At 69.2% G+C, this 23219-nt stretch carries 21 protein-coding genes; 6 read left to right on the forward strand and 15 right to left on the reverse strand.

Annotated features, from left to right (window positions below; genetic code table 11):
• Nucleotides 1-172: 172 nt before the first annotated feature.
• Complete coding sequence (locus tag AC1RL8_RS02490) at nucleotides 173-562, forward strand: DoxX family protein (protein WP_062471245.1); 390 nt, start codon at nucleotides 173-175, stop codon at nucleotides 560-562.
• Nucleotides 563-582: 20 nt separating this feature from the next.
• On the opposite strand, the gene def is transcribed toward AC1RL8_RS02490, so the two are convergent.
• From def to smc, 5 genes are all read right to left on the reverse strand, one after another.
• Nucleotides 583-1122, reverse strand: coding sequence for a peptide deformylase (def, locus tag AC1RL8_RS02495; protein WP_492687120.1), 540 nt, complete (start codon nucleotides 1120-1122; stop codon nucleotides 583-585).
• Nucleotides 1123-1154: 32 nt separating this feature from the next.
• Complete coding sequence (locus tag AC1RL8_RS02500; RefSeq protein WP_062471240.1) at nucleotides 1155-1598, reverse strand: hypothetical protein; 444 nt, start codon at nucleotides 1596-1598, stop codon at nucleotides 1155-1157.
• A 118-nt stretch (nucleotides 1599-1716) separates the two neighbouring features.
• The gene (ligA, locus tag AC1RL8_RS02505) at nucleotides 1717-3813 is read right to left on the reverse strand and encodes an NAD-dependent DNA ligase LigA (protein ID WP_492687121.1); all 2097 of its coding nucleotides are present in this window, start codon (nucleotides 3811-3813) and stop codon (nucleotides 1717-1719) included.
• A gap of 26 nt (nucleotides 3814-3839) precedes the next feature.
• Nucleotides 3840-4946, reverse strand: coding sequence for a cell division protein ZipA C-terminal FtsZ-binding domain-containing protein (locus AC1RL8_RS02510; RefSeq protein WP_062471237.1), 1107 nt, complete (start codon nucleotides 4944-4946; stop codon nucleotides 3840-3842).
• Nucleotides 4947-4959: 13 nt separating this feature from the next.
• Nucleotides 4960-8475 (reverse strand): chromosome segregation protein SMC, encoded by a 3516-nt coding sequence (gene smc / locus AC1RL8_RS02515; RefSeq protein ID WP_139701602.1) that lies wholly within the window; start codon nucleotides 8473-8475, stop codon nucleotides 4960-4962.
• A 113-nt stretch (nucleotides 8476-8588) separates the two neighbouring features.
• On the opposite strand from smc, the gene AC1RL8_RS02520 reads away from it, so the two are divergent.
• The 4 genes from AC1RL8_RS02520 to AC1RL8_RS02535 all read left to right on the forward strand — a co-directional run bounded on the left by AC1RL8_RS02520 (nucleotide 8589) and on the right by AC1RL8_RS02535 (nucleotide 11802).
• Nucleotides 8589-9359 carry a hypothetical protein gene (locus AC1RL8_RS02520; protein WP_492687122.1) on the forward strand — a complete coding sequence of 257 codons (771 nt, stop codon included), beginning with the start codon at nucleotides 8589-8591 and terminating at the stop codon, nucleotides 9357-9359.
• A 55-nt stretch (nucleotides 9360-9414) separates the two neighbouring features.
• Nucleotides 9415-9735 carry a helix-turn-helix domain-containing protein gene (locus AC1RL8_RS02525; RefSeq protein WP_070060699.1) on the forward strand — a complete coding sequence of 107 codons (321 nt, stop codon included), beginning with the start codon at nucleotides 9415-9417 and terminating at the stop codon, nucleotides 9733-9735.
• Nucleotides 9732-11030, forward strand: coding sequence for a type II toxin-antitoxin system HipA family toxin (locus AC1RL8_RS02530; protein ID WP_492687123.1), 1299 nt, complete (start codon nucleotides 9732-9734; stop codon nucleotides 11028-11030). Before AC1RL8_RS02525 ends, AC1RL8_RS02530 begins: the two co-directional genes overlap by 4 nt.
• A 79-nt stretch (nucleotides 11031-11109) precedes the next feature.
• Entirely contained in the window at nucleotides 11110-11802 is a 693-nt protein-coding gene (locus AC1RL8_RS02535; protein ID WP_062471226.1) for a P-loop NTPase family protein, read from the forward strand.
• Between the two features lie 254 nt (nucleotides 11803-12056).
• Here AC1RL8_RS02535 and fabG read toward each other — a convergent pair whose 3' ends face one another.
• Genes fabG through AC1RL8_RS02585 form a run of 10 tightly spaced genes read right to left on the reverse strand, consistent with a single transcriptional unit; the run spans nucleotide 12057 to nucleotide 21592 of the window.
• On the reverse strand, nucleotides 12057-12788 hold the full coding sequence (fabG, locus tag AC1RL8_RS02540) for a 3-oxoacyl-ACP reductase FabG (protein ID WP_062471225.1): 732 nt from the start codon (nucleotides 12786-12788) through the stop codon (nucleotides 12057-12059).
• Entirely contained in the window at nucleotides 12785-13258 is a 474-nt protein-coding gene (locus AC1RL8_RS02545) for a hotdog family protein (protein WP_492687124.1), read from the reverse strand. Before AC1RL8_RS02545 ends, fabG begins: the two co-directional genes overlap by 4 nt.
• Entirely contained in the window at nucleotides 13255-14025 is a 771-nt protein-coding gene (locus AC1RL8_RS02550) for a class I SAM-dependent methyltransferase (protein WP_492687125.1), read from the reverse strand. The genes AC1RL8_RS02545 and AC1RL8_RS02550 overlap by 4 nt, the downstream gene beginning before the upstream one ends.
• Nucleotides 14022-14885 (reverse strand): polysaccharide deacetylase family protein, encoded by an 864-nt coding sequence (locus AC1RL8_RS02555; RefSeq protein WP_492687126.1) that lies wholly within the window; start codon nucleotides 14883-14885, stop codon nucleotides 14022-14024. Before AC1RL8_RS02555 ends, AC1RL8_RS02550 begins: the two co-directional genes overlap by 4 nt.
• The gene (locus tag AC1RL8_RS02560) at nucleotides 14885-17290 is read right to left on the reverse strand and encodes an MMPL family transporter (RefSeq protein ID WP_492687127.1); all 2406 of its coding nucleotides are present in this window, start codon (nucleotides 17288-17290) and stop codon (nucleotides 14885-14887) included. Before AC1RL8_RS02560 ends, AC1RL8_RS02555 begins: the two co-directional genes overlap by 1 nt.
• Nucleotides 17287-17865 carry a LolA-related protein gene (locus AC1RL8_RS02565; protein ID WP_492687128.1) on the reverse strand — a complete coding sequence of 193 codons (579 nt, stop codon included), beginning with the start codon at nucleotides 17863-17865 and terminating at the stop codon, nucleotides 17287-17289. The genes AC1RL8_RS02560 and AC1RL8_RS02565 overlap by 4 nt, the downstream gene beginning before the upstream one ends.
• 28 nt (nucleotides 17866-17893) lie before the next feature.
• Complete coding sequence (locus AC1RL8_RS02570; RefSeq protein WP_062482685.1) at nucleotides 17894-18904, reverse strand: lysophospholipid acyltransferase family protein; 1011 nt, start codon at nucleotides 18902-18904, stop codon at nucleotides 17894-17896.
• Nucleotides 18901-20616 (reverse strand): AMP-binding protein, encoded by a 1716-nt coding sequence (locus AC1RL8_RS02575; protein WP_492687129.1) that lies wholly within the window; start codon nucleotides 20614-20616, stop codon nucleotides 18901-18903. Before AC1RL8_RS02575 ends, AC1RL8_RS02570 begins: the two co-directional genes overlap by 4 nt.
• 16 nt (nucleotides 20617-20632) lie before the next feature.
• Nucleotides 20633-21277, reverse strand: coding sequence for a COG4648 family protein (locus tag AC1RL8_RS02580; protein ID WP_070060740.1), 645 nt, complete (start codon nucleotides 21275-21277; stop codon nucleotides 20633-20635).
• A 3-nt stretch (nucleotides 21278-21280) separates the two neighbouring features.
• Complete coding sequence (locus AC1RL8_RS02585; protein ID WP_062482694.1) at nucleotides 21281-21592, reverse strand: phosphopantetheine-binding protein; 312 nt, start codon at nucleotides 21590-21592, stop codon at nucleotides 21281-21283.
• 102 nt (nucleotides 21593-21694) lie between these two features.
• Between AC1RL8_RS02585 and AC1RL8_RS02590 the strand changes: the two genes are divergently transcribed.
• Nucleotides 21695-23203, forward strand: coding sequence for a helicase HerA-like C-terminal domain-containing protein (locus tag AC1RL8_RS02590; RefSeq protein ID WP_492687130.1), 1509 nt, complete (start codon nucleotides 21695-21697; stop codon nucleotides 23201-23203).
• Nucleotides 23204-23219 lie beyond the last annotated feature (16 nt).

A 23219-nucleotide genomic window follows, 5' to 3' on the forward strand; every position in this document is an offset into this window, starting at 1 on the left:
GGTGTGTGCTCCTCAACAGTAGGCAAAAGGCAGTGTACGGGGCGATGCAGGCCGACGACAAAGAACCCTGCGTTGGATACATATGTCGATCCGCTCGCGGGCGATCGGTTGGCGGCGCGGCGAGTTTCACTACCATACGGCCCTTTCATCACTCCCGAACAGGAATCACACCATGGTCAAGTCCGACGACACCGGCAAGCTCATCCTGCGCGTTGCGCTGGGCATCCTCATCCTGCTGCATGGCATTGCCAAAGTCGGCAAGGGCGTCGACGGCATCGGCGGCATGCTCGCGTCGCACGGCGTGCCCGCGGTGCTGGCCTACCTTGTCTACGTGGGCGAGATCCTGGCGCCGGTGCTGCTGATCGTCGGCCTGTTCACGCGGCCCGCCGCACTGGTCGTGGCCATCAACATGGTGGTGGCGATCTGGCTGGCCCACCGCAAGGACCTGGGCGCGCTGAACGGGCAAGGCGGCTGGGCGCTGGAGCTGCAGGGCATGTTCCTGTTCGCGGCTATCTCGCTCGCGCTCACGGGCGGCGGGCGCTTCGGGCTCAACAACAAGTAAGCGAGGAGGCGGCTGGTAAATCAGTCGTCGTCCGCCGCATCGAGGCCCGGGAACAGGACCTCCGTGTAGCCGAAGCGCGAGAAATCGCGCACCCGCATCGGGTACAGCTTGCCGAACAGGTGATCGACCTCGTGCTGCACCACGCGCGCATGAAAGCCGTCGGCGGTGCGGTCGATCGGGTCGCCGTACAGGTCGAAGCCCGTGTAGCGGATGTGGGCGAAGCGCGGCACCACGCCGCGCAGGCCAGGCACCGACAAACAGCCTTCCCAGCCCTCTTCCTCTTCATCGCCCAGCGGCATGATGACGGGGTTGAGCAGCACGGTGCGCGGCACCGGCGGCGCGTCGGGGTAGCGGGGATTGACGGTGTCGGTGCCGAAAATCACCAGTTGCAGGTCGACGCCGATCTGCGGCGCCGCAAGGCCTGCGCCATTGACCGCCTGCATGGTCTCGAACATGTCGCGCACCAGCAGGTGCAGTTCGTCGGTGTCGAAAGCGGCGACCGGCTGCGCGGTGCGCAGCAGCCGGGGGTCGCCCATCTTGAGGATTTCGCGGAAGGCCATCGCGCAATTATCGCGAGAGCCTCATGCCACGATCACGGAATACCGCCGGGATTGTTCTTCGAGTCCGGCGAGGTCCACAGCCGCGCAGGGCCGCGGGGCATCTGCTGCGGCTGCGAGGGCGTGATGCCGGGCACGCCACCCCCGCCGGGTCGCACCGGCGGCACCACGGCAACTGGCGGACGGCCACCGCCCCAACCCGGGCGGGTCGTCGGGTACGAGGGGCGCACGCCTGGGTACGGGTAAGCCGGCCGACGGCCGTCGTAATAAGGACGGCGGTCGTAGTACGGACGCCGCTCGTAGTAGCCGCCACCCTGGATGTACACCGGCGCCGGCACCACCACGGGACCCGGATCGGAGTAGTACGGTTCGGAATAGCCGCCGGAGTAGTACGGATCGCCAGGAACGGCCACGCAGCCGCTCAGCAGCGCGATGCCGCCGAGTGCGAGGCTGGTAGCGAGAACACGAATTTTTTGCATGAGAGACTCCTTGTCGGCCTTCTGTGATCGTTCAACGCCCGCTTGTAGACCCTGTTGACTGCGCTGGTGTGAAGTCGCGTAACGGCCGGTAAGGGCCCGGTGCCGGGGCGCCGGCGACTCAGGCGTCAGGCGCCGGCGGAACACCGCTGGCGAGGATCTCCAGCATACGCGCCTCGTCGATCACCGTGACGCCGAGGTCGCGCGCCTTGTCCAGCTTGCTGCCGGCCTCTTCCCCGGCCACGAGGTAGTGGGTCTTCTTGCTGACGGAGCCGGCCACCTTGGCGCCGGCTGCCTCCAATTTATCCTTCGCTTCGTCGCGGCCCAGCGTAGGAAGGGTGCCGGTGATCACGAAGGTCAGTCCCGCCAAAGGCTTGGGCGCGCGGGCTTCGGGCTCGAATTCTTCCCAGGTCAGGCCGCAGGCGCGCAGCTGCTCGACCACCTCTCGGTTGTGCGGCTGGTCGAAGAAGGTGCGCAGGCTCTGCGCCACCACCGGGCCGACGTCGTTGACCTCGAGCAGCTGCTCCTCGGTCGCGTCCATGATGGCGTCGAGCTTGCCGAAATGCTTGGCGAGGTCTTTCGCCGTGCTCTCGCCGACGTGGCGGATGCCCAGGCCGAACAAAAAGCGCGGCAACGTGGTCTTCTTAGAGGCTTCGAGCGCATCGACGAGGTTCTGGGCCGACTTCTCGGCCATGCGGTCCAGGCCCGCCAGCGTGACGAAGCCGAGCTTGTAGAGGTCGGGCAAGGTGCGGATCAGGTTGGCATCGACCAACTGTTCGACCAGCTTGTCGCCCAGCCCGTCGACATCGACCGCGCGCCGCGCCGCGAAATGCAGGATGGCCTCCTTGCGCTGCGCCGCGCAGAACAGGCCGCCGGTGCAACGGTAGTCGACCTCGTCCTCCTCCCGCACCGCCTCGGAATCGCACACGGGGCACTTGTGCGGCATGGTGAAGACCGCGCCGCGCTGGTCGTCGGGCTTGGCCAGGCTGTCGGGCGCCACGCCCACCACTTCGGGAATCACGTCGCCGGCACGCCGCACGATCACCGTGTCGCCCACGCGCACGTCCTTGCGGCGCGCTTCGTCCTCGTTGTGCAGCGTGGCGTTGGTCACGGTCACGCCGCCCACGAACACCGGCGCCAGCTTGGCCACCGGCGTGAGCTTGCCGGTGCGGCCCACCTGGATCTCGATGCCGACCACCTCGGTCAGTTGCTCCTGCGCCGGGTACTTGTGGGCCACGGCCCAGCGCGGTTCGCGCGAAACAAAACCCAGCTGGCGCTGCAGCTCCAAGCTGTCGACCTTGTAGACCACGCCGTCGATGTCGTACGGCAGCGCATCGCGCTGGCGGCCGATGGTTTCGTGGAACGCTATCAGTTCGATAGCGCCGGTCGCCCGCGCGGTCTGCGTGGCCACGGGGAAACCCCAGACGTGGAACTGTTGCAGCCAGTCGAACTGGGTCGCGATGTCGGGGCCGCCTTCGGTCGCGGGCGAAACCTCGCCCAGGCCGTAGGCAAAGAAGCTCAGCGGCCGCGCCGCCGCGATCGCCGGGTCGTGCTGGCGCACCGCGCCGGCCGCCGCATTGCGCGGGTTGACGAACACCTTCTCGTTCTTCTGCCCGGCGGCGATCTTCTGGCGCTGGCGCTCGTTGAGGGCGTCGAAATCGGCGCGTTTCATGTAGACCTCGCCGCGCACCTCGACCACGGGCGGGGCCGCGCCCTTGAGCTTGAGCGGAATCTCGCGCACGGTGCGGATGTTCTGCGTGACGTCCTCGCCCACCTCGCCGTCGCCGCGCGTGGCGGCCTGCACCAGCACGCCGTGCTCGTAGCGCAGGCTCATGGCCAGCCCGTCGAACTTGAGTTCGCAGACGTAGCTGATCTGCGGAGCGTCTTCGGCCAGGCCCAGTTCGCGGCGCACGCGCGCGTCGAAGGCGCTGGCGCCGGCGGGCGTGATGTCGGTCTCGGTGCGGATCGACAGCATCGGCACCCGGTGGCGCACCTTGGCCAGGCTGTCGAGCACCGTGCCGCCCACGCGCTGCGTCGGCGAATCGGGCGTGCGCAGTTCGGGAAACTCGGTCTCCAGCACCTGCAGGCGCTGGAACATCTTGTCGTACTCGGCGTCGGGCAGCTCGGGGGCGTCGAGCACGTAGTACAGATGGGCGTGGCGATGCAGCTGCTCGCTCAGTGCGGCGGCTTCGCGTGCCGCTTCGTCGCGCGTTGTCATGGGGTGTCCCTCGGGGAAAAGACGGATCAGCTGAAGAGGCGTCGCGCCAGCGGCGAGCCCGCGGCGAGGTCGCGTGCGTCAAGCGTGTCGTACAGCTGCTCGAGGTCGGTGCCGATCACGTCCATGGTTTCGTCGCGCAGCAACTGGCCGTCGCTGTCGGTCACCACGCCGTCCATCTCGCGGGCGAGCGTGGCGGCGGCTTCGCGCATGCGACGGAACGGCTCTTCGCCGCGATCGACCTGCGGCACGTCCAGGCTCAGGCTGAGCTCGCGGATGGCCGATTGCGCCGGATCGTCGGCCAGCGCGGCCTGGGTGTCGAACGAGAGCCCGAGGATCGGCGGCAGGCCGGCCTCGCTGGTCGGCAGCACCATGCGGCCCGGAATGATCCCGGCCACGAAGCCCAGCCGCGCGGCGTTCTGCTGCACGTAGCCCGGGCTCCAGGCCGCGTGCAGCGCGCGCAGCACGAAGCCCAGTTGCGCGTCGTGCGCGCTGGCGAACTGATCGAGCTCGCGGGCGCGTGCCACTTCGTCGAGCATCTCGGGAAACTCGGGCGCGCCGTTCACGGCATCGGCAAAGGCCTGCGCCTTGACCACGAACTCGGAGTACTCGATCTCGTTGAGTGCCCCGGTGCGGTTGGCCAGCTGCACGCCGACCTGGAACGCGCGGTAGCGCTGCCCGGGCGCCGGCGGCTCCCATTGGCTGGTGAGGTCGTTCAGGCCTTCGATGGCCACCGGCTTGCTGCCGGCGCGGCGCGTCGACGGCATGGACGCGAGCGCGGCATCGCCCGAGGCCAGGCCTTCGAGCGAGATGGGCGCGATGACGTCGATCAGCGGATCGAGCCCGCCGCGGCGCTCGCCGGTGGGCACGGGCACGCCGCTGGGCGCAGGCAGGTCGGGGTCGAACAGCGGCTCGTGGCGGTCGCTGCCGGCCACCTGGCTCGGGTCGGCATGGAGCATCGGCTCCACGCCCCCGTCGCTGCCGCCGGCCAGCGCGCGCTCGGCTTCGGCCAGGGCGACATCGACCGCATCGGGCTGGCGCGGCGCATTGCGGCGCGACATCAGGGTGTTGTAGGCCACGACGGCCGCGAGAACGAGGCCGCCGAGGATCGCCAGGGCGAGGGTGAGATTGCTCATGCGCGCGCCTGCCTTATGCCGCTTCGACCATCGAGACTGCCGACTCCATGTCGACCGCAACGATGCGCGACACGCCCTGCTCCTGCATGGTCACGCCGATCAGCTGTTCGGCCATTTCCATGGCGATCTTGTTGTGACTGATGAAAAGGAACTGGGTTTCACGGCTCATGGCGGAGACGAGTTTGGCATAGCGTTCGGTGTTGGCGTCGTCCAGCGGCGCGTCCACTTCGTCCAGCAGACAGAAAGGCGCAGGGTTCAGCTGGAAGATGGCGAACACGAGCGCAATGGCCGTGAGCGCCTTCTCGCCGCCCGAGAGCAGGTGGATGGTCTGGTTCTTCTTGCCGGGCGGCTGGGCCATGACCTGCACGCCGGAATCGAGGATTTCGTCGCCCGTCATCATCAGCTTGGCGTTGCCGCCGCCGAACAGCTCCGGGAACATGCGGCTGAAGTGCTCGTTGACGATCTTGAAGGTGCCGCCGAGCAGGTCGCGCGTTTCGGCGTCGATCTTGCGGATGGCGTCTTCGAGCGTGCCAATGGCTTCGTTCAGGTCGGCCGACTGCGCATCGAGGAATATCTTGCGCTCGCTCGCAATCGCGAGTTCGTCGAGCGCGGCCAGGTTGACGGCGCCGAGCGCGACCACCTCGCGGTTCAGGCGGTCGATTTCGCTTTGCAGGCCGGTCAGGCGCACCTTCTCGGTCTCGATCGATTGCGCCACCGCTTCGAGGTCGGCACCGGCGTCGTCCAGCAGCTGCTGGTACTGCTCGACGCCCAGGCGCGCGGCCTGCTCCTTGAGCTGGAACTCGGTGATGCGCTGGCGCAGCGGATCGAGTTCGCGCTCCAGCTGCAACCGGCGCTCGTCGCTGGCGCGCAGCTTGAGCGTGAGGTCGTCGTACTGGCTGCGGGCCGCGCCCAAGGCGGTCTCGCGCTCCAGCTTGAGCGACAGCGCGTCCTGCAGGCCGGCTTGCGCGGCGGCATCCGACAGGCGGCTGAGCTCGGCGCGGGCGCGCTCGTCTTCGTCGGTCAGCGCCACGGTCTGCTGCGAAGCGGTTTCGATGCTGCGGTTCAGTTCGCCGCGGCGCGCTTCGAGCGTGCGCTGCGAGAAGGTGGCTTCCTGCGCCTGTCGCTCGAGGCTGCGGTGCTGTTCGCGGCTGGCCGTGAGCGCGCGGCCGGCTTCGATCACGCGCTCGTCGAGCTGCGCATGGCGCTCCTGGCTGTCGGCCAGCTGCATGTCGAGCTCTTCGAAGCGGCCTTCGGCGGCGATGCGCTTTTCCTGCAGTTCTTCGAGCTGGGCATCGACCTCGCCGAGGTCGGCGGCCAGCTGCTGGCTGCGTGCGCGGGTCTGTTCGGCGAGCTGCGTCATGCGCAGCGTTTCGACCTGCAGTTCATGGGCGCGCGACTGCGTTTCGGCGGCTTCGCGGCGGGCCGTGACGAGGCGCTGTGCGGCATCGCCGTAGGCCGCTTCGGCGCGGACCAGCGCGGTGCGCGCCTCTTCGTTGATGAGCGTCTGGGCCTTGAGCTGGCGCTCGAGGTTTTCCATTTCCTGCTGACGGGCAAGGAGACCCGCCTGCTCGGAATCGGGCGCGTAGAAGTTCACGCTGTGCGACGACACGGCATGGCCGCTGCGCACGTAGATCACCTCGCCAGGCTGCAGCGTGGCGCGCTGGGCCAGCGCCTCTTCGAAAGTCTCGGCCGTGAAGCAGCCGTGCAACCAGTCGTTCAGCAGCGCCTGCTGGCCGGCGTCGTTCAGGCGCAGCAGGCTCGACAGCTTGGGCAGCGCGCCCGCGCCCTGCGGCACGCCAGCGACGGGCGGGCTGTAGAAGGCGAGCTTGGCGGGCGGCGCGTCGTTGCCGAAGGCACGCACCATGTCGAGCCGGCTGACTTCGAGCGCGCCCAGGCGCTCGCGCAGTGCGGACTCGAGCGCGTTCTCCCAGCCCTGCTCGATGTGGATGCGGCTCCACAGGCCCTGCAGGCCGTCCAGGCCGTGCTTGGCGAGCCAGGGGGCGAGCTTGCCGTCGGTCTTGACCTTCTCTTGCAGCGCACGCAGCGCTTCGAGGCGGGCCGAGAACTCGGCATGTCGGGCGCCCTCGGTGTTGACGGCCTGCTGCTTGGCGCGGCGGTCTTCGTCGAGCTGGGGCACGGCCTCCTGCAGTTCCTGCAGGCGGGCGTCGGATTCGCTGGCGGTTTCCTGCGCCGCGGCCAGCTGTTCCTGCATTTCCGTCAGCCGGTCTTCGTCGGGCGCAGCCAGCGCGTTCTGGTCGGCGCGCAGGCGTTCGCTGCGCAGCGTGAGCTGGCGGCTCTGGTCTTCGATGTTGCGCTGGTCGGCGGCCAGCACCTGGATCTGCTGCTGCACCTGCGACACCGTCGCGCGCTGGGTGTTGGCTTCGTTCTGCGCACGCTGCACGGCCTCTTCGAGGTCAGGCAGGCGCGCGTCGTGCTCTTCGAGCTGGGCGGCCAGCAGGATGGCCTGCTCTTCGGCATCGACGCCGGCACCGGCCAGCGTCTCGATCTCGGCTTCGGCCTCTTCGCGGCGACGGCCCCACTGGCCCATCTGTTCGCGCAACTGCACCAGGCGCTGTTCGACGCGCTGGCGGCCTTCGACCACGAAGCGGATCTCGCCTTCGAGCCGGCCGACTTCGGCGCTGGCTTCGTACAACTTGCCCTGCGCCTGGTTCACCAGGTCGCCGGCGCCGTAGTGGGCCTGGCGCACGGTTTCGAGTTCGGATTCGATGCGGCGCAGGTCGGCGGTGCGCGATTCGAGGTCGTTGATGGCCTTTTCCGAATCGGCCTTGATCTTGGCCTGGTCGGCATCGCTTTCGCCGCGCTTAAGGAACCACAGCTGGTGCTGCTTCTTCGTGGCGTCGCCCTGCAGCGCGTTGTAGCGCGCCGCCACCTCGGCCTGCTTCTCGAGCTTCTCGAGGTTGGCGTTGAGCTCGCGCAGGATGTCTTCAACGCGCGTGAGGTTCTCGCGCGTGTCGCCCAGGCGGTTCTCGGTTTCGCGACGGCGCTCCTTGTACTTGGAGACACCCGCAGCTTCCTCGAGGAACAGGCGCAGTTCCTCGGGCTTGGATTCGATGATCCGGCTGATCGTGCCCTGGCCGATGATGGCGTAGGCGCGCGGGCCGAGGCCTGTGCCCAGGAACACGTCCTGCACGTCGCGACGACGCACCGGCTGGTTGTTGATGTAGTAGCTGCTGGTGCCGTCGCGCGTGAGCACGCGGCGCACGGCGATTTCGGTGAACTGGTTCCACTGGCCGCCGGCGCGGTGGTCGGCGTTGTCGAACACGAGTTCGACGCTCGAGCGGCTGGCCTGCTTGCGGGTGGTCGTGCCGTTGAAGATCACGTCCTGCATCGACTCGCCGCGCAGTTCCGACGCACGCGACTCGCCGAGCACCCAGCGCACGGCATCCATGATGTTCGACTTGCCGCAGCCGTTCGGCCCCACCACCCCGACCAGTTGGCCCGGCAGCAGGAAGTTGGTGGGTTCGGCGAACGACTTGAAGCCCGAGAGCTTGATGGAGTTAAGACGCACGACTTGTCGCCCTGCCTTGGCGTAGCGCCAAGGTATTGATTTGTAAGGAAAATTGCACGGGCCCGCAGCTTGAAGCGGGCCGCCGCCCCAGCCGTGGATGATAACGTCAGGGCATGAGCGATTCCCTGGCTTCTCCCCTCGCGGCGCGACGCACCTGCCTGCTGGCGGGCACCGCGGCCGCCCTGCTCGCGCCGCTGGCGCTGACGGGCTGTTCCTCCTTCCGTTCCACCGAGCGCGCCGAGCCCTACGGCAACCAGGAATGGCTGCAATCGGGCACCAACCGCATCGCCAACCTGTCGCTGCGCGACAACCTGCAATCGGTGCGCCGCGTGCAGACCACCTTGTACCGGCGCAACCCGCGCGAATGGCGCAAGTCGGCCGCCAGCATGGAAGAAGCCACGCAGCGCACCTGGGACGCGGTCCTGCAGGGCACGCCGTTGCCCGAGCTGCGCGGCGCCACCGGCATCGACGCCATCCGCCTGGCCTTCGAAACCGGTCCGCAGGCCTACCAGGGCGACCGCGTGGCGGCGCTGGTCGTCGGGTGGGCCTCGATGCTCAAGCAGGCCAACGGCAACACCTGCGACCAGACCATGATCGACGGGGTCGATGCCGAGAACAGCTACCGCACGGCGCGCAACTTCGAGATTTCGCTCTGGCTCATCTCTTCCAAGACCGGCCCCGACGGCCAGCCACTGCTGCTGGCCACCGAGATCAGCGAGCGCGGGCGCAACCTCGTGGCCGACCGCGAGCTGTCGAAGGTGGTGGCGCGGCTCGACCTGCTGGCCGCGCAGGCCGACGAGAAATACCGCCGGGCGGCCCTCGATTTCGGGCAAAACTGGGTGATGGGCGTGGTCATGCCGCTCTTCACGCTGATACCCAAGTAGATTCTTCGCATCGGAAATATGTTTCCCAAATAGGCATTTGCGGTAATATCTTTCCGTGGACAAGCAGGAACTCATCACCGCCCTCACGGCGCGTCGCGGGGCCACCGGCCTCACGAACGCCGAGATCGCCCTGCGTTCGGGGCTCACCGAGCGCTCGGTGCGCAATGCCCTGAGCCTGAAGGGCAATCCGCAACTGTCGTCGCTGCTCGCGCTGGTCGATGCGCTGGGGCTCGAACTGCAGCTCGCGCCCAAGGGTTTCGGTGAAGGCACGGCCGTCGATCCCGGCTACCGCCCGGTCGCCACGCGCGTCGGTCGGGCACTGGCCGAAGCGCCTGCCGCGCCGCCCTACGTGCGGGGCCGCCGCTCACCGCCATGAACGTCAAGATCCTCGAGATTTCGCTCGGCGCGCACCGCCTCGGCAAGCTGTTCCAGTACGCCGACCTGTGCCGCTTCGTGGCGGAGCCCGAGTTGATCGCCAACCCGCCGCCCGGCGTGCTTTCGCTGTCGATGGTCGCGAGCGACCCGGCCGCCCAGGCCGCGTTGTGGAGCGACGTGAAGAACCCGCTGTTCAACGCCCAGGGCGGCCAGTTGCCCGGCTTCTTCCAGAACCTGCTGCCCGAGGGCGTGCTGCGCAGCCACATCGCGCAGTTGCGCGGTTGCCGCGAGAACGACCACTTCGAATTGCTGGCGGCCTGCGGCGGCGACCTGCCCGGCGCCGTGGCCGCGCGCCCCGTGTCGGTGGACCGCGGCACGCTGCAGCGGCTCATCACGCAGGACCAGGACGCGCTCGAGATGTCGGTGGTTGAGCTGCCGATGCCGCAAGGCATCTCGGTCTCGGGCGTGCAGCCCAAGCTCGGCCTGCGCCGCCAGGGCGGACGCTACGTGGCGCGCGTGCGCGCCGGCGCCAGCACGCGGGTGATCGCCAAGCTGCCGGTGGCCGGCCGGCCGCACATGCCGCAACTCGAGATGCTTTCGCTGCAGATGGCCGGGGTGGCGGGCGTCGAGGTGTGCCACGCCGAACTCGCGCCGCTGTCGGCCATTGCGGCGGAGCACAGCTATGCGCTGCCGGACGAGCCCGAGTTCCTGGCCGTCACGCGTTTCGACCGCGATGGCGCGCGCCGCGTCCATTTCGAAGACTTCGCGCAGGTGCTGGCGGTCGACCCGATGCACAAGTACAGCGGAAGCTACCTCGACATGGCGCTCGCGATGCGCGCCTTTCCGTCTCTCGGCGAAGACGCTGTGCTCGAACTGGTGCGCCGGCTCGTGGTCAACGACCTGCTGGGCAACCCCGATGCCCACCTGAAGAACTTCGGCGTGCTGTACCCCGACGGCATCGCACCACGGTTGGCGCCGGCCTATGACATCGTGGCCTACGCAGCGCTGCAGGGCGTCGAGGGCCACGCGCTCCCGCTGCTGCCGGCCCCGGTTAGCGCCACCGCTGCGCGTCGCACCGCGATGTTCACGCCCGCCAACGTGCGCGCGTTCTGTTTCTCGGCTGGCTTGCACGAGCCGCGCATGCGGCGCGTGGTCGCAGACACGGCCCGCCTCGCGCGTGACCAGTGGCCCGGGATGATCGACGCCTCGGCACTGCCGGCTCCGTGGAAGAAACGGCTGCAGCAGCGCCTGCAGGCACATCCCTTGCTGCAGGGCATGAGCAAGCGGGGTCGCTAGCCACAGCGGTGCGACAGGCGACCCCTAGAATGAATCCGCCCTCCTCCACCCCTCAACCCATTCGAGGCAGCAACCACTCATGAGCTCCATCAATTTCATCGGCGGCGAAAAAGGCGGTGTCGGCAAATCGGTCACGGCACGCGTGCTGGCCCAGTACTTCATCGATCGCAGCCGCCCCTTCACCGGCTTCGACACCGACCGTTCGCACAGCTCCTTCACCCGCTTCTACGAGGGCTTTGCCTCGCCCGTGGTGGTCGACAGCTTCGAAGGCTTGGACACGGTGGTGAACGGCTTCGAGACCAACCCGAAGCAGAGCGTGATCGTCGACCTCGCGGCGCAGACGCTGGCGCCGCTGTCGCGCTGGATCAAGGAATCCGACCTGTTCGACGTGTTCGAGGAGATCGACGTCACGGTCAACTTCTGGCACGTGCTGGACGACGGCAAGGACTCCACCGACCTGCTCGGCACGCTGATCGACACCTTCGGCAATCGGCCCAACTACATCGTGGTGCAGAACTACGGGCGCGGCAGCGACTTCGGGATGCTGCTGGCGTCGCAGTCGCTGTCGAAGGCCAATGCGAACGGCGCACGCGTGATTGCATTGCCGCGATTGCATGAGGCCAGCATGCGCAAGATCGATGCGCAGAACACGAGTTTCTGGAAGGCGGTGAACGACCGCGAAGGGCCGCATGCGCTTGGGCTGCTGGAACGGCAGCGCGTGAAGTCTTGGCTGGCTACGGCTTACGCTGCGTTTGATACGCTGCCTCTTTAGGCCTTTTGGGAGCGCCCGACAGGCGGCACGGCGTGGTCGGCCCCACTGTGCCGGCCGCTTCGCGGCTCCCCTGCGGTGCTCGCGTTTCGCGGGGTCTCGCAGAACTCGCCTTCGGCTCAAACAGCGGCGAGCCCTGATCCGCGAAACGCTGCGCTCCTCGGCGGCACAGAGGGGCCGCCCACACCGCACCGCCTGCCGGGCTCAGGGTGAAGTGAATGCCCCGCTCTTCGAAGGAAGAACGAAGCAGCCGGGTCTCAGATCATTCCGCCGTTGATCGAGATGACCTGACCCGTGATGTACGCGGCTTCATCGCCTGCCAGAAACGCCGCCAGCGCCGCCACTTCCTGCGGCGTTCCGGCGCGCTTCACGGGCACCATCTGGTTGATGAGCGCGGGATCGAACACCGCATCGGCCATCGGCGAGGCGATGATCCCCGGCGCGATCGCGTTCACAGTCACGCCGCGCGACGCCACTTCGAGCGACAGCGCCTTGGTCGCGCTGTTCAGCGCGCCCTTGGCCGCGGCGTAGTTCACCTGTCCCTTGTTCCCCGCGATGGCGGCGACAGACGAGATGTTCAGCACGCGACCCCAACGGGTGCGCATCATCGGCAGCAGCAGCGGCTGGGTCACGCGGAAGAATCCGTTCAGCGACACGTCGATCACCTTGTGCCATTGCTCGGCGCGCATGCCGGGCAGCACGGCGTCGTCGTGCACGCCCGCGTTGTTGACGAGGATCTGCACCGCGCCGCCTTCGAGGATGCGTGCGCAGCCGGCCGCGCAGGCTTCGTCGCTGCGCAGGTCGAACACATGGCATTCCGCCTTGCCGCCTGCGGCGGTGATCGACGCGGCCAGCTGTTCGATGGCCTCGGGCCGCGAATTCGCATGCAGCAGCACGGTGGCGCCGTCGCGCGCAAAACGCTCCGCCATGGCCGCGCCGAGCGCGCCGCTGGCGCCGGTGATCAGTGTGCGTTTTCCTTCGAAACTCATGACGGTGTGCTTTCCGTGTCCGCCAGCGGCGTGTTCAAGACCACCACGGCCCGGCCCTCGGCCAGCAGGCGGCCGTCGTCGGCCGCCACCGTGAATTCATACAAGACCTGCCGGTCGTCGCCGGACAGGCGCTTCGCCCGCACCTGCAAGGCCCCGGCAATGTCGTCCAGCCGCGCCGCCGCCAGCTTCACGTTGCGCGCGCTGGCCAGGAAGCCGGCCGACGGCGTGCTGCCTTCGGCGGCCAGCAGGCCGCCGTGCAGTGCCATGGCCTGCGCCGCGTATTCGATGGCGTTCGGCGCGAGCAGGCCGCTTTCGGTGCGCAGCGGGTTGTCCACCTGGCTGTGCGTCGTGGTGCTGCAGTGGATCGATTCGGCGTCCCAGCCCTCGAGGCGCCCCAGCAGGCACATGCTGCCGCTGTGCGGAATGCGCGCGGCGATGCCCGCGCGGTCGAGCGTCTGCGGTGCCGTCAAGCGGCAGCCTCCAGGTCGGCCACCAGCAGCACATTGGCAAACGGCGTGCCTTCGCTCATCGGCATGCTCTGCACGCGGAAACCCAGGCGCTGCAGCACGGCGATCCACTCGGCCAGCGGGCGGCCCCAGGTCGGCGAGACCTTGTGGCCGCGGATGCGCGTCACGGTGCGATCGACCCACTGGCTGATCGCGAAACCGCGCGTGCTCGACGCGTCGCCCACGCGCAGCAGCAGGCGCGCCTTCGGGTTGCCGCCACGGTGCAACGCGTCGCGCACGCGGGTCAGCACGCCTTCTTGCGCCGCGAGGTCCACGTAATGCAGCACGTCGAGGATCACGACCAGATCGCAGTCGGGCAAGGCGGCCGAGCACATGTCGGCGCACACCAGCCGCGGCGTGGGCTTCAGGTGCCCAACCGACGCCTCGGCGCGCGCCACGTCCTTCGGCATCAGCTCGATGCCCGTGTAGTCCGCGGCAGCGGGCGTGGCGGCCCAGGAGGCCGGCCAACGTCCCTGTTGCTGCATCGTGCTCATCGACGCCAGCAGGCTCACGAAGAGGCCCTGTCCGCAGCCGATGTCGACCACGCGCCGGTGCTGCGCGTCGATCAGCCCGCGTTCGAGCAGGCCGCGGAACACCGGGTCGCGCCCGAGCTTGCCGCGCGCGAACTGCCAGGCGAAGGTGCCGCCCTTCTTGTAGGGCACGGTCGCGGCTTCGTGCAGCTCGCGCCAGGCTTGGTCGGTGGTCATCGTCGATGGCATCACGGCGCTCATGCGGTCTTCAATCCTTCGGGCAGGGTCACGGCGCGCAATCCATCGGTGCGCAGGCGTTGGAGCAACAAGGGCAGGACTTCCAGCAGGACGGGTTGCCCTGCCGCGGTGCGCGCGGCGTTGCCGTCGTGCAGCAACAGGATGTCACGCGCCTGCAGGTGGCGGGCGAGGCGCGCCATCACCTTGGCGGCGTCGCCTTCGCGGGTGTCGAAACCGCGCCGCGTCCAGCTCACGAGCGAGAGGCCGAGGCGGTGCAGCACGGGTTCGAGGAAAGGGTTGCGCAGCCCGGCGGGCGCGCGGAAACAGGTCGGGCGCTGGCCGGTCACGTCGGTCAGGATGTCCTGCGCGCGCGCGATCTCCGCTGCGAAGCCGCGTGGGCCGAGGAAGGAGAAGTTGTGACGGTGCTGCGCCGTGTGGTTCTGGATGCTGTGGCCGCGCGCGAAGATCTCGCGCGCCAGCGCGGGATGCGCCAGCACGCGCTCGGCGATGCAGAAGAAGGTGGCGCGTTGGCCGTGCGCGTCCAGCAGGTCGAGCACGCGGGGCGTGACCTCGGGCTCGGGCCCGTCGTCGATGGTGATCGCCACCTCGCGACGCGCAGCGGCGGCCTCGGGCAGGCGCGTGACGTTCGGGCCGAGCAGGTTGCTGCGTGGCGTGAGACCCGCACCGGTGATCAGCGCATGGTTCAGCACCACCGCGCCGAGCGCCCAGGGCCATGCGCCCGGCACCAGCACACCCGCGCCCAGGGCCGCCACATGCACGGCCGCGCTGGCGCGCATGGCGGGCGGCCAGGGCCAGGATTCGGAGGCGGCAGAACGGGTGGAAGGGGCGGAAGGCGACGACATGGTGGGCCCGGATTTTCCCATCAGCGCGGACGCTGCGGGCTCGGGCCCTTCCCGGGCGCCACGTTGCGCGCGAACGCGGCCGACAGCAGCAGCGCCAGCAAGGCGCCCGGCGCGACCACGCGGCCGATGGACGACAGCGCCGGAATGTCCGAGATCGCGATCAGCCCGAACGACACCACCGTCGTGAGGTTGGCCAGCATCAGCGAGGCCAGCGTGTCTTCGTCGGCGCGCCCGGTCGTGCGCAGCTGGTCGAAGAAGAGCGCGTAGTTCGATCCCACGGCGACGATCAGCAGCAGCCCCACGAGGTGCAGGATGCCGAGCGCCGCCTGCGCCAGCGCCATGCCACCCAGCGTGAGCACCACCGCGAACAGCAGCGGCTGGCACACGGCCAGCAGCCGGCGCCACGAGCGCAGGTACACGCCCAACAGCACCACCACCGCCAGCGCGCCGAGCAGCACCTGCACGAAGGCCTCGTGCAGGTAGCGCTGGTAGAGGCCGCCGAGCTCGCGGCCGACGTCCACCACCTGCACTTCGGGCAGACCGGCCAGCGCCTCCTCGAGGCGCCCCTGTTCGAAGCCCGGGCCGGGATGCAGCACGACCAGCGTGGACCAGCCACCACCCGGTCGCTCGTACATCAGCGTGTTGACCACGGAGCCCAGCGGGCCGCCCATGAGGTCGGCGCGCTGCACCGGCGCCTGCTTGCGCGCGGCCTCCACGTCGGCCACGAAGGGTCCGAGGCGCGATGCCGGCAGCGGCAGGCCCTTGGTCGCCTCGGCCAGGTTGGCGCGCAGCGTGTCGGCGTCGGGCAGGCTGGCCTGGCGCGCCGTTTGCGCGGCCACGCTGGGCAGCACGCGGGTCACGGCTTCGTAGCCGCTGAGCTCGCCCTTGTCGACCAGCGCGTCGAGGCGCGCGGCCGCGGCCTCGGTGTGGCGCAGTGCGGCCTGTTCGTCGTCGCCGAAGGCCACCACGAGCACGCCGCCGTCGCTGGCGCCGATGTCCTTGCGCAGCATCTCGTCGAGCTGCTGGGCCGAGCGCGGCACCGGGCTCATCGCGCTCAGATCGGCGCGCCACAGATGGCCACCTTGCCACAGCACCAGCGCGAGCGCCGCCACGCCGAGCGCCGCCAGCGGCCAGCGCAGGCGCGGCAGGCCGCGCACCAGCAGGCCGGCCAGGCGAGCCATGTGCCGGCGCATGCCCATGCCGGTCGCGCCATCGGGTGCCAGCACGGGCAGCACGTAGCGCGTGGCGAGCGCGGCCGACACCAGCCCGGCGATCGAGAACACGCCCAGCTGCGCCAGCCCTGGAAAGCCCGAGAACACCAGCGCCGCAAAGCCGCACACGGAGGTCAGCAGGCCCAGCCGCACGGTGGGCCAGTGCACCTCGCGCCAGCGCTGCCAGCCGGTGCCGGCCACGGCCGCGCCGCGTGCCTGGATCAGGTAGTAGATGGCGTAGTCGACCGTCTCGCCGATCAGCGTGCTGCCGAAGCCCAGCGTGAGCCCGTGCACCGAGCCGAACACCAGGCTGACCGACGCGGTGCCGACCACCACGCCGGTGGCCACCGGCAGGAAGGCGATGACGAGCGCACGCGGCGAGGCAAAGGCCAGCAGCAGCAGCACGCTCATCACGATGCCGCCCACCACCGCGAGGTGGATGGCTTCGGTCTTGATCTTTTCGCGGCTCATGACCGAGAACACGGGCGGCCCGCTCAACAACAGCTTGGGCGCAGCCTCGCCCATGCCGCGTGCGGCGGCTTCATAGGCGGCCTGCACGCGGGCGATGGCGACGGCCTGCGCATCGAGGTCGCCGCCGGCTGAGCGCGTGGTGGCGATCATGAGCGCACGCGGCGCCTCGCGCGACATCCAGACGCCGGCCTCGCTGCGCGGTGCGCTGGCCGGCACCAGCTCCATCGCGATGCGTTGGGTCTCGCCCGTCGGGTCGCTGTCGAGCAAGGGCTTGATCGCGTTGCCGGCCGGCGTGCCGAGCATCGACAGCGTGTCGACAATGGCCTCGCGCAACCCTTCGGCGGTGAACTGCCCCGGCATCACGCCGGACGACAGCTGGTAGCGGTGCTGGAACACCCAGGTGCCGGCCTCGCTCCAGTCGCTCACGTCGCCGTTCTGCACCAGGTCGAAGAGCTGGCTTTCGCGCATCGCCTTGCCGACGGCACGCGAGACCTCAGCGCGCTGCGCGACGCTGCCGCCCTCGAAGCCCAGCATCAGCGTGCGCGAGGCGACGCCGCTTTGCAGCTGCTCGATGAGCACGCGCTGGCGCAGGTCGGGGCTCTTGGGAAGAAAGGCCGAGAGGTCGGCGCCGATCTGGGTGCGCGCGATGACGACCGCGCCCAGGGCCACGACCAAGAGCCACGCCAGCAGGACGACGATGCGGCGCGACCACCCCGGCGGGCCGCCCGCCTGCGCCAGGCTCACGGCGTCGCGCGCCCGGGGGCGCCGGCCGGCACCGCCGACGGCGGCGCGTTGGGCGAGATGTGCATGACCGAGCGGTCACCGCCCACGAACTCCATCTCCAGCCCCAGCACCTCGCTGTTGCGGCCGGTGATACGCATGCTGCGCACCTGCGCGGCCAGCCGGCTGTCGTTGGGCGTGAGGTCGAGCGTCCACTTGCCGGCGGCGCCGGTCACGGTGCTCTTGAAGTAGCGCTGCAGCGTGGCGCCGTCGCCGCTCAGCGTGCCGCGCATGGCTTCGACCAGGCCCAGCAGCTCGGGCATGCTGTCCAGTGCCAGCGTGCGGTTGCGGTTGCCGCGCGACAGGGTCAGCGTGTTGCCGTCGACGGACATGGTCTCGATGCGCGGCGACAGCGTGCGGCGCACCAGCTTGTCGGGCGCCTCGAAGCTCAGCGTGCCGCTCGCGTCGAGCGGGCCTTCGAGGCCGTGCACGAAGCGCTGCTCGGTGAAGCGTGCCTCGCCGCTCTTCTGCCGGGCCAGCAGGCCCATCAATTCAGGCAGGTCGAACGCCGCCCAGGCCGGCGCGGCACAGAAAGCCACCGCCAGCACCACCACCCTGCAAAGCCGATCAAGCCGCATCTTCGAGCCAGAAATCATGAAAGTTGAACCAGTTGTACGGGTAGGCGCGGCACAGCGCCTCCAGGCGGGCCACATAGGCTTCGACCGCGCTTCGGATGCGGCGTTCACGCTCCGCGGCGTCAGCGAACGGCGTACCGAAGTCGGCCAGCGGGTCGAACCGGACATCGTAGCGGGCACCGCCGCCGTACATGCCGGCCATGAAGAACACCTTGCGGCGCAACAGCGCCGCCAGCCGGAACGGGCCGTCGTTGAAGACGGCCGGCTGGCCCAGGAAAGGCAGCACGATGTTGTTGCCGCGCTGGTTCGCCGGCTGCTCCTCGCTGCCCGGCAGCGTGCGGTCGGCCAGCATGCCGCCGAGGCCGCCGCCGTCGAGCCAGTCGCGCAGCGCGAGCATCGAATGCGGCCGGCCCAGCGCGATCACATGGGGCCGCATCTCGGGCAGCGCGATCGCGTTCAGGATGGCGGTGATGCGCTGCGCGTTGTCCGGGTACATCAGCATCGCCAGCCGCATGCGGTTCTGGTGCTTTTGCTGCTTGCAGGCGCCGAGCACCTCGAAGCTGCCGATGTGGGCGCCGAGCAGGAAAGCGCCCCGCCCTTCGGCCGCCTCGGCCTCGATCGGGGCGTTGCCTTCGATCTTCAGCTTGAACAGGTCCATGCGTCCGCGCAGGAAGTACACGCGGTCGAGCACGGTGGAGGAAAACGCGTGCAGCAGGCGGTAGCCGTCGACCCAGCCCGCGCGCGGGCCGATGGCCCTGAACAGGTAGCGCTTGATGTAGCGGCGCGGTGCCGGCGCGAACAGCAGGAAGTACAGGCTGATCGGCGGCAGCAGCAGCCGCGTGACGTGCCGTCCGCACACCAGCGCCATCAGGCAGATGAAGCGCAGCGCCAGCATGTTGCTGCGCTCGGGCGCGCGCGCCCAGTCGCCCTGCTGGGCCGCCGGGCGGGCGGTCTGCCGCGCCGCTTCGTCCACGGCGCGCGTTTCGGCGTCGGTGTGCTTCATCCCGCCGACTCTGGCACAGCCGTCCAGCGGCCGGTGACAGCCGCCACGCCGTCACAGCGCACGTCGAAACGCACGCCGCGGCCGGTGCCGGCCTCGGGATGCAGCTCGATGGACAGCGTGCTGCCAGGCCGCACGGGCGCCAGGAACTTGGCGGCCGCCAGCGTCGGGCTCGGGCCGAGCCGTGCCGACAGCGCCGGCACGCGCCGCACGACTTCCATGACCTCGGCCAGCAGCAACGCGCCGGGCACCAGCGGCTGGCCAGGAAAGTGGCCGGCAAAGGCCGGATGGTCGACCGGCACCGTGTGCGCCATCTGCACCGGCGTCTGGTCGTCGGCCAGCTGCGCCAGCGCAAATTCGCGCAGCGCCCGCACCGTGAGCTTGCCCGTGCCTTCGCGCGGGAAGGCCTTGACCTGCACCACGCGGCGCGGCACGAACACGGGCTCCAGGCGTTGCCGCAGTGCAGCAATGATGTCCGCCGCCGACAGCGTGGGCGCCACCACGAACGCCACCGGCCGCACCACGCCGTCGGCCACCTCGTCGGGCAGCCAGAAGGCGCCGTCCTCGACGCCGGCGATGCTGTTGAGGTGGTAGTTCAGGTGCGCGAGCGAACTGCGCCGGCCGGCGACGTGGATCAGGTCGTTGGCGCGCCCGAACAGGCGAAAGCGCCGTGCATCGAGCAGCTCGAGCACGTCGGCCATCGGCGTCGGCTCGGGAATGAAATCGCCGCTGAAGATGAAGCGCTCGGGGCCGTCACCCTCCCCCGGCTGCGCATGCACGCGGATCTCGCCGAAGGTTTCCCAGATTTCGCTCTCGGTCGTGCGGCGCGTGGCCACCTGGCCCGATTCGGTGCTGCCGTAGATTTCGAGCAGCACGCCGCCCAGCGCCTGCTCGGCCTGCGCGGCCAGTTGCGGCGACAGCGGCGCGGTGGCCGACAGGATCAGGTCGACCGACGGCAGCTCGATGCCCGACAGCAGCAGCGTCTTCAGGTGAAACGGCGTGGTCACCAGTGCGCGCGGACGCGGCACCGAGGCCAGCGCCTTCGCGACGTCGGCCGGAAAGAACGGCCGCCCGGTTTCAAAGGCGGCGCCACCGAGCATCGCGAGCAGCACCGACGACTCCAGGCCGTAGCTGTGCTGCACCGGCACGGTCGCCACCAGCGTGAGCCCTTCGAGCGTGGGCCGCTGCAGCACGCGGCACAGCCGCTCGACCGCCACTTCGACGTCGCCGACCAGCGTGCGCCAGGCCTTGGCATGCGGTTGCGGCACGCCGGTGGAACCCGAGGTGAGCAGGCTGGCCGCATGCCGGCCGCCGTCGATGGCGGGCACCGGCGCATCGCCGGCCGGGCCGGGCACGGCCTCGACCTGCAGGCGCCGCATGCCGGGCGTGTCGAGCTTGTCGTCGTCGGTCAGCGCGAACAGGTGGGCGCCGCCGGTTTCGGTCAGGCGCGCCAGCGTGTCCGGCCGTGCATCGGGCGGCAGCAGGCTGGCGTGGCCGCGCACCAGCGCGGCGCCCAGGCTCACGGCGAAGGCGTAGCGATCGAGGCAGAGGTTGACGGCAGGCCCCTTGGCAGGCAGTGCGGGCGCCAAGCGCGCGACGTCGGCCAGGAACTGGCGCGTGCTGACCGGCTGGCCGGCGCGCCAGGCCAGGGGCGCGTCGGGGTTGCGGTCCGCGAGCAGCGGCAGGAAGGAAGAAGAAGCGGTGTCGAGGATCACGCGGGCTGCGCCTGTTTCATTGGCCGCCAGCGCCGTTGTCCACCGTCGAGGTGCCGTAGAACGCGCGCACCGCATCGACGAGGCGCGTGCGTTCGAATTCGGGATGCAGGCGGTAGCGCACGAGGTGCTCGCCCACGAAAAGCAGCGCCACGCTCAGCGGCGACAGCACGTTGGCCAGCAGCGACCAGGCCGAGAACGGCATCGTCAGGTAGACCACGATCGACGAGACCACCACCACGGCGAAATACACCGTCCACACCTGCGTGAGGTGCGTCGTGTAAGACAGCATGTGCCCCTTCAGCGGGTGCACGCGCTGCGCGAACTGGGTGATCAGCGGCAGGCCCTTGCCGCGCAGCGTCGAGCCGAACCAGCCGCACAAGGCGCCGTTGATGCCGATGTGCTGCAGCACGTACAGGCGGTTCGTGTCGCCCGCCTCACCGAGGAAGACGAGCGAGAAGCCGCCGATGCCCAGCGCCGCCGCAATGGCCAGGCCCCAGCGGCCGAACCAGCTGGCGGCGCAGCCCATGGCCGCGATCCACAACGGGCCGAGCAACACCACCACAGCCCAGGGCTCGGTGGCGTGGAACAGCGTCATCCAGTGGGAGAGGCCGGCATACGTGACCCCTACCAGCAGCAGGAGGACGAGTCGCCATCGGGACATGGATCAGGTGGCGCTGCGGTGCTCGGCGACGTGGGTCGCGAGCGTACGCAGCGACTGGAAGATCTGCTGGTTGCGCTCGTCGTCCGAGCGCAGCTGGAAACCATAGCGGCGCGAAACTTCGAGCGCGACTTCGAGGATGTCGATGGAGTCGAGGCCCAGACCTTCGCCGTACAGCGGGTCGGTTGGAACGATCTCTTCAGGTGCGACCTCGAGATTGAGCGCGTTCACGAGCAACACGGCCAGCTCTTTTTCGATCGGCGACTGTTCGGATGCATCGCCAGTGGCGGGAATGGGGGGCTGAGCAGTCGATGACAAAAAAACCTCCTGAACTTTTTTCCTGAACGACCGTGCGGGGTCGTGAATTATAGGAGTGGCGGTTGATTAGACTGCGCGCTTCGATACGACCCGGAGCGCCCCATGGCCGACCCCCTTCTGATCGCACGCCACGACACCATCGAGTGCACCCTCCTGCCCGGCCTGGCCAACCGCCATGGCCTGATCACCGGCGCCACCGGCACCGGCAAGACCGTCTCGCTCCAGACCATCGCCGAACAACTGTCGAACATCGGCGTGCCGGTGTTCATGGCCGACGTCAAGGGCGACCTGACCGGCATCAGCCAGAAAGGCAGCGTCAGCGAGAAACTGGCCGCCACGCTCAAGGAACGCGGTATCGACGTGCCCGAGCCGGCCGCCTGCCCCGTCACGCTGTGGGACGTGTTCGGCGAACAGGGCCACCCGGTGCGCGCCACCGTGTCCGACATGGGCCCGCTGCTGCTGGGCCGCATGCTCGACGTGAACGAAACCCAGGCCGGCGTGCTGAACCTGGTGTTCAAGATCGCCGACGACAGCGGCATGCTGCTGCTCGACCTGAAAGACCTGCGCGCCATGCTGCAGTACGTGGGCGAGAACGCGAGCCAGTTCACCACCGAGTACGGCAACATCAGCGCCGCCAGCGTCGGGGCAATCCAGCGCGGCCTGCTGCAAATCGAGACCCAGGGCGGCGACAAGTTCTTCGGCGAGCCGATGCTCAACATCACCGACTTCATGCAGACGGTGGGCGGCAAGGGGGTGGTGAACATCCTGGCGGCCGACAAGCTCATGAATTCGCCGCGCCTGTATGCCACCTTCCTGCTGTGGATGCTGTCGGAGCTGTTCGAGCAGCTGCCCGAAATCGGCGACCCCGAGAAGCCGAAGCTGGCCTTCTTCTTCGACGAGGCCCACCTGCTGTTCAACGAAGCGCCCAAGGCGCTGGTGGAACGCATCGAACTCGTGGTGCGGCTGGTGCGTTCCAAGGGCGTCGGCGTGTATTTCGTCACGCAAAACCCGCTGGACATTCCCGATTCGGTGCTGGCCCAGCTGGGCAACCGGGTGCAGCACGCGCTACGCGCCTTCACCCCGCGCGACCAGAAGGCCGTGAAGGCCGCCGCCAGCACCATGCGCCAGAAGCCCGGCTTGGACATCGAGACCGCCATCACCGAACTCGCCGTGGGCGAGGCGCTGGTGAGCTTCCTGGACGCCAAGGGTCGCCCGAGCATCACCGAGCGCGTGTACGTGCTGCCGCCGGGCAGCCAGCTCGGCCCGATCACGCCCGAGCAGCGCAAGGCGCTGATCGCGGGCTCGCTGGTGGCGGGCGTGTACGAGAAGACCATCGACCGCGAATCGGCCTACGAAAAGCTCAAGGGCCGTGCCGAGAGCGCGCCCGATGCGCCGGCCGCAGCCGGCAAGGGCGCGGCGGCCGAAGAATCGTCCGGCATGGGTGGCATGCTCAACGACATGCTCTTCGGCAGCACCGGCCCGCGCGGCGGCAAGCGCGACGGCCTCGTGCAGACCATGGCCAAGTCGGCGGTGCGCACCATGGGCACGTCGGTGGGCAAGGAGATCCTGCGCGGCGTGCTGGGCGGGATCTTCGGCAGCAAGAAGCGCTAAAAGTAGAAAGCGACTC

It is taken from the genome of Variovorax sp. GW822-FHT04E09, assembly GCF_058800845.1.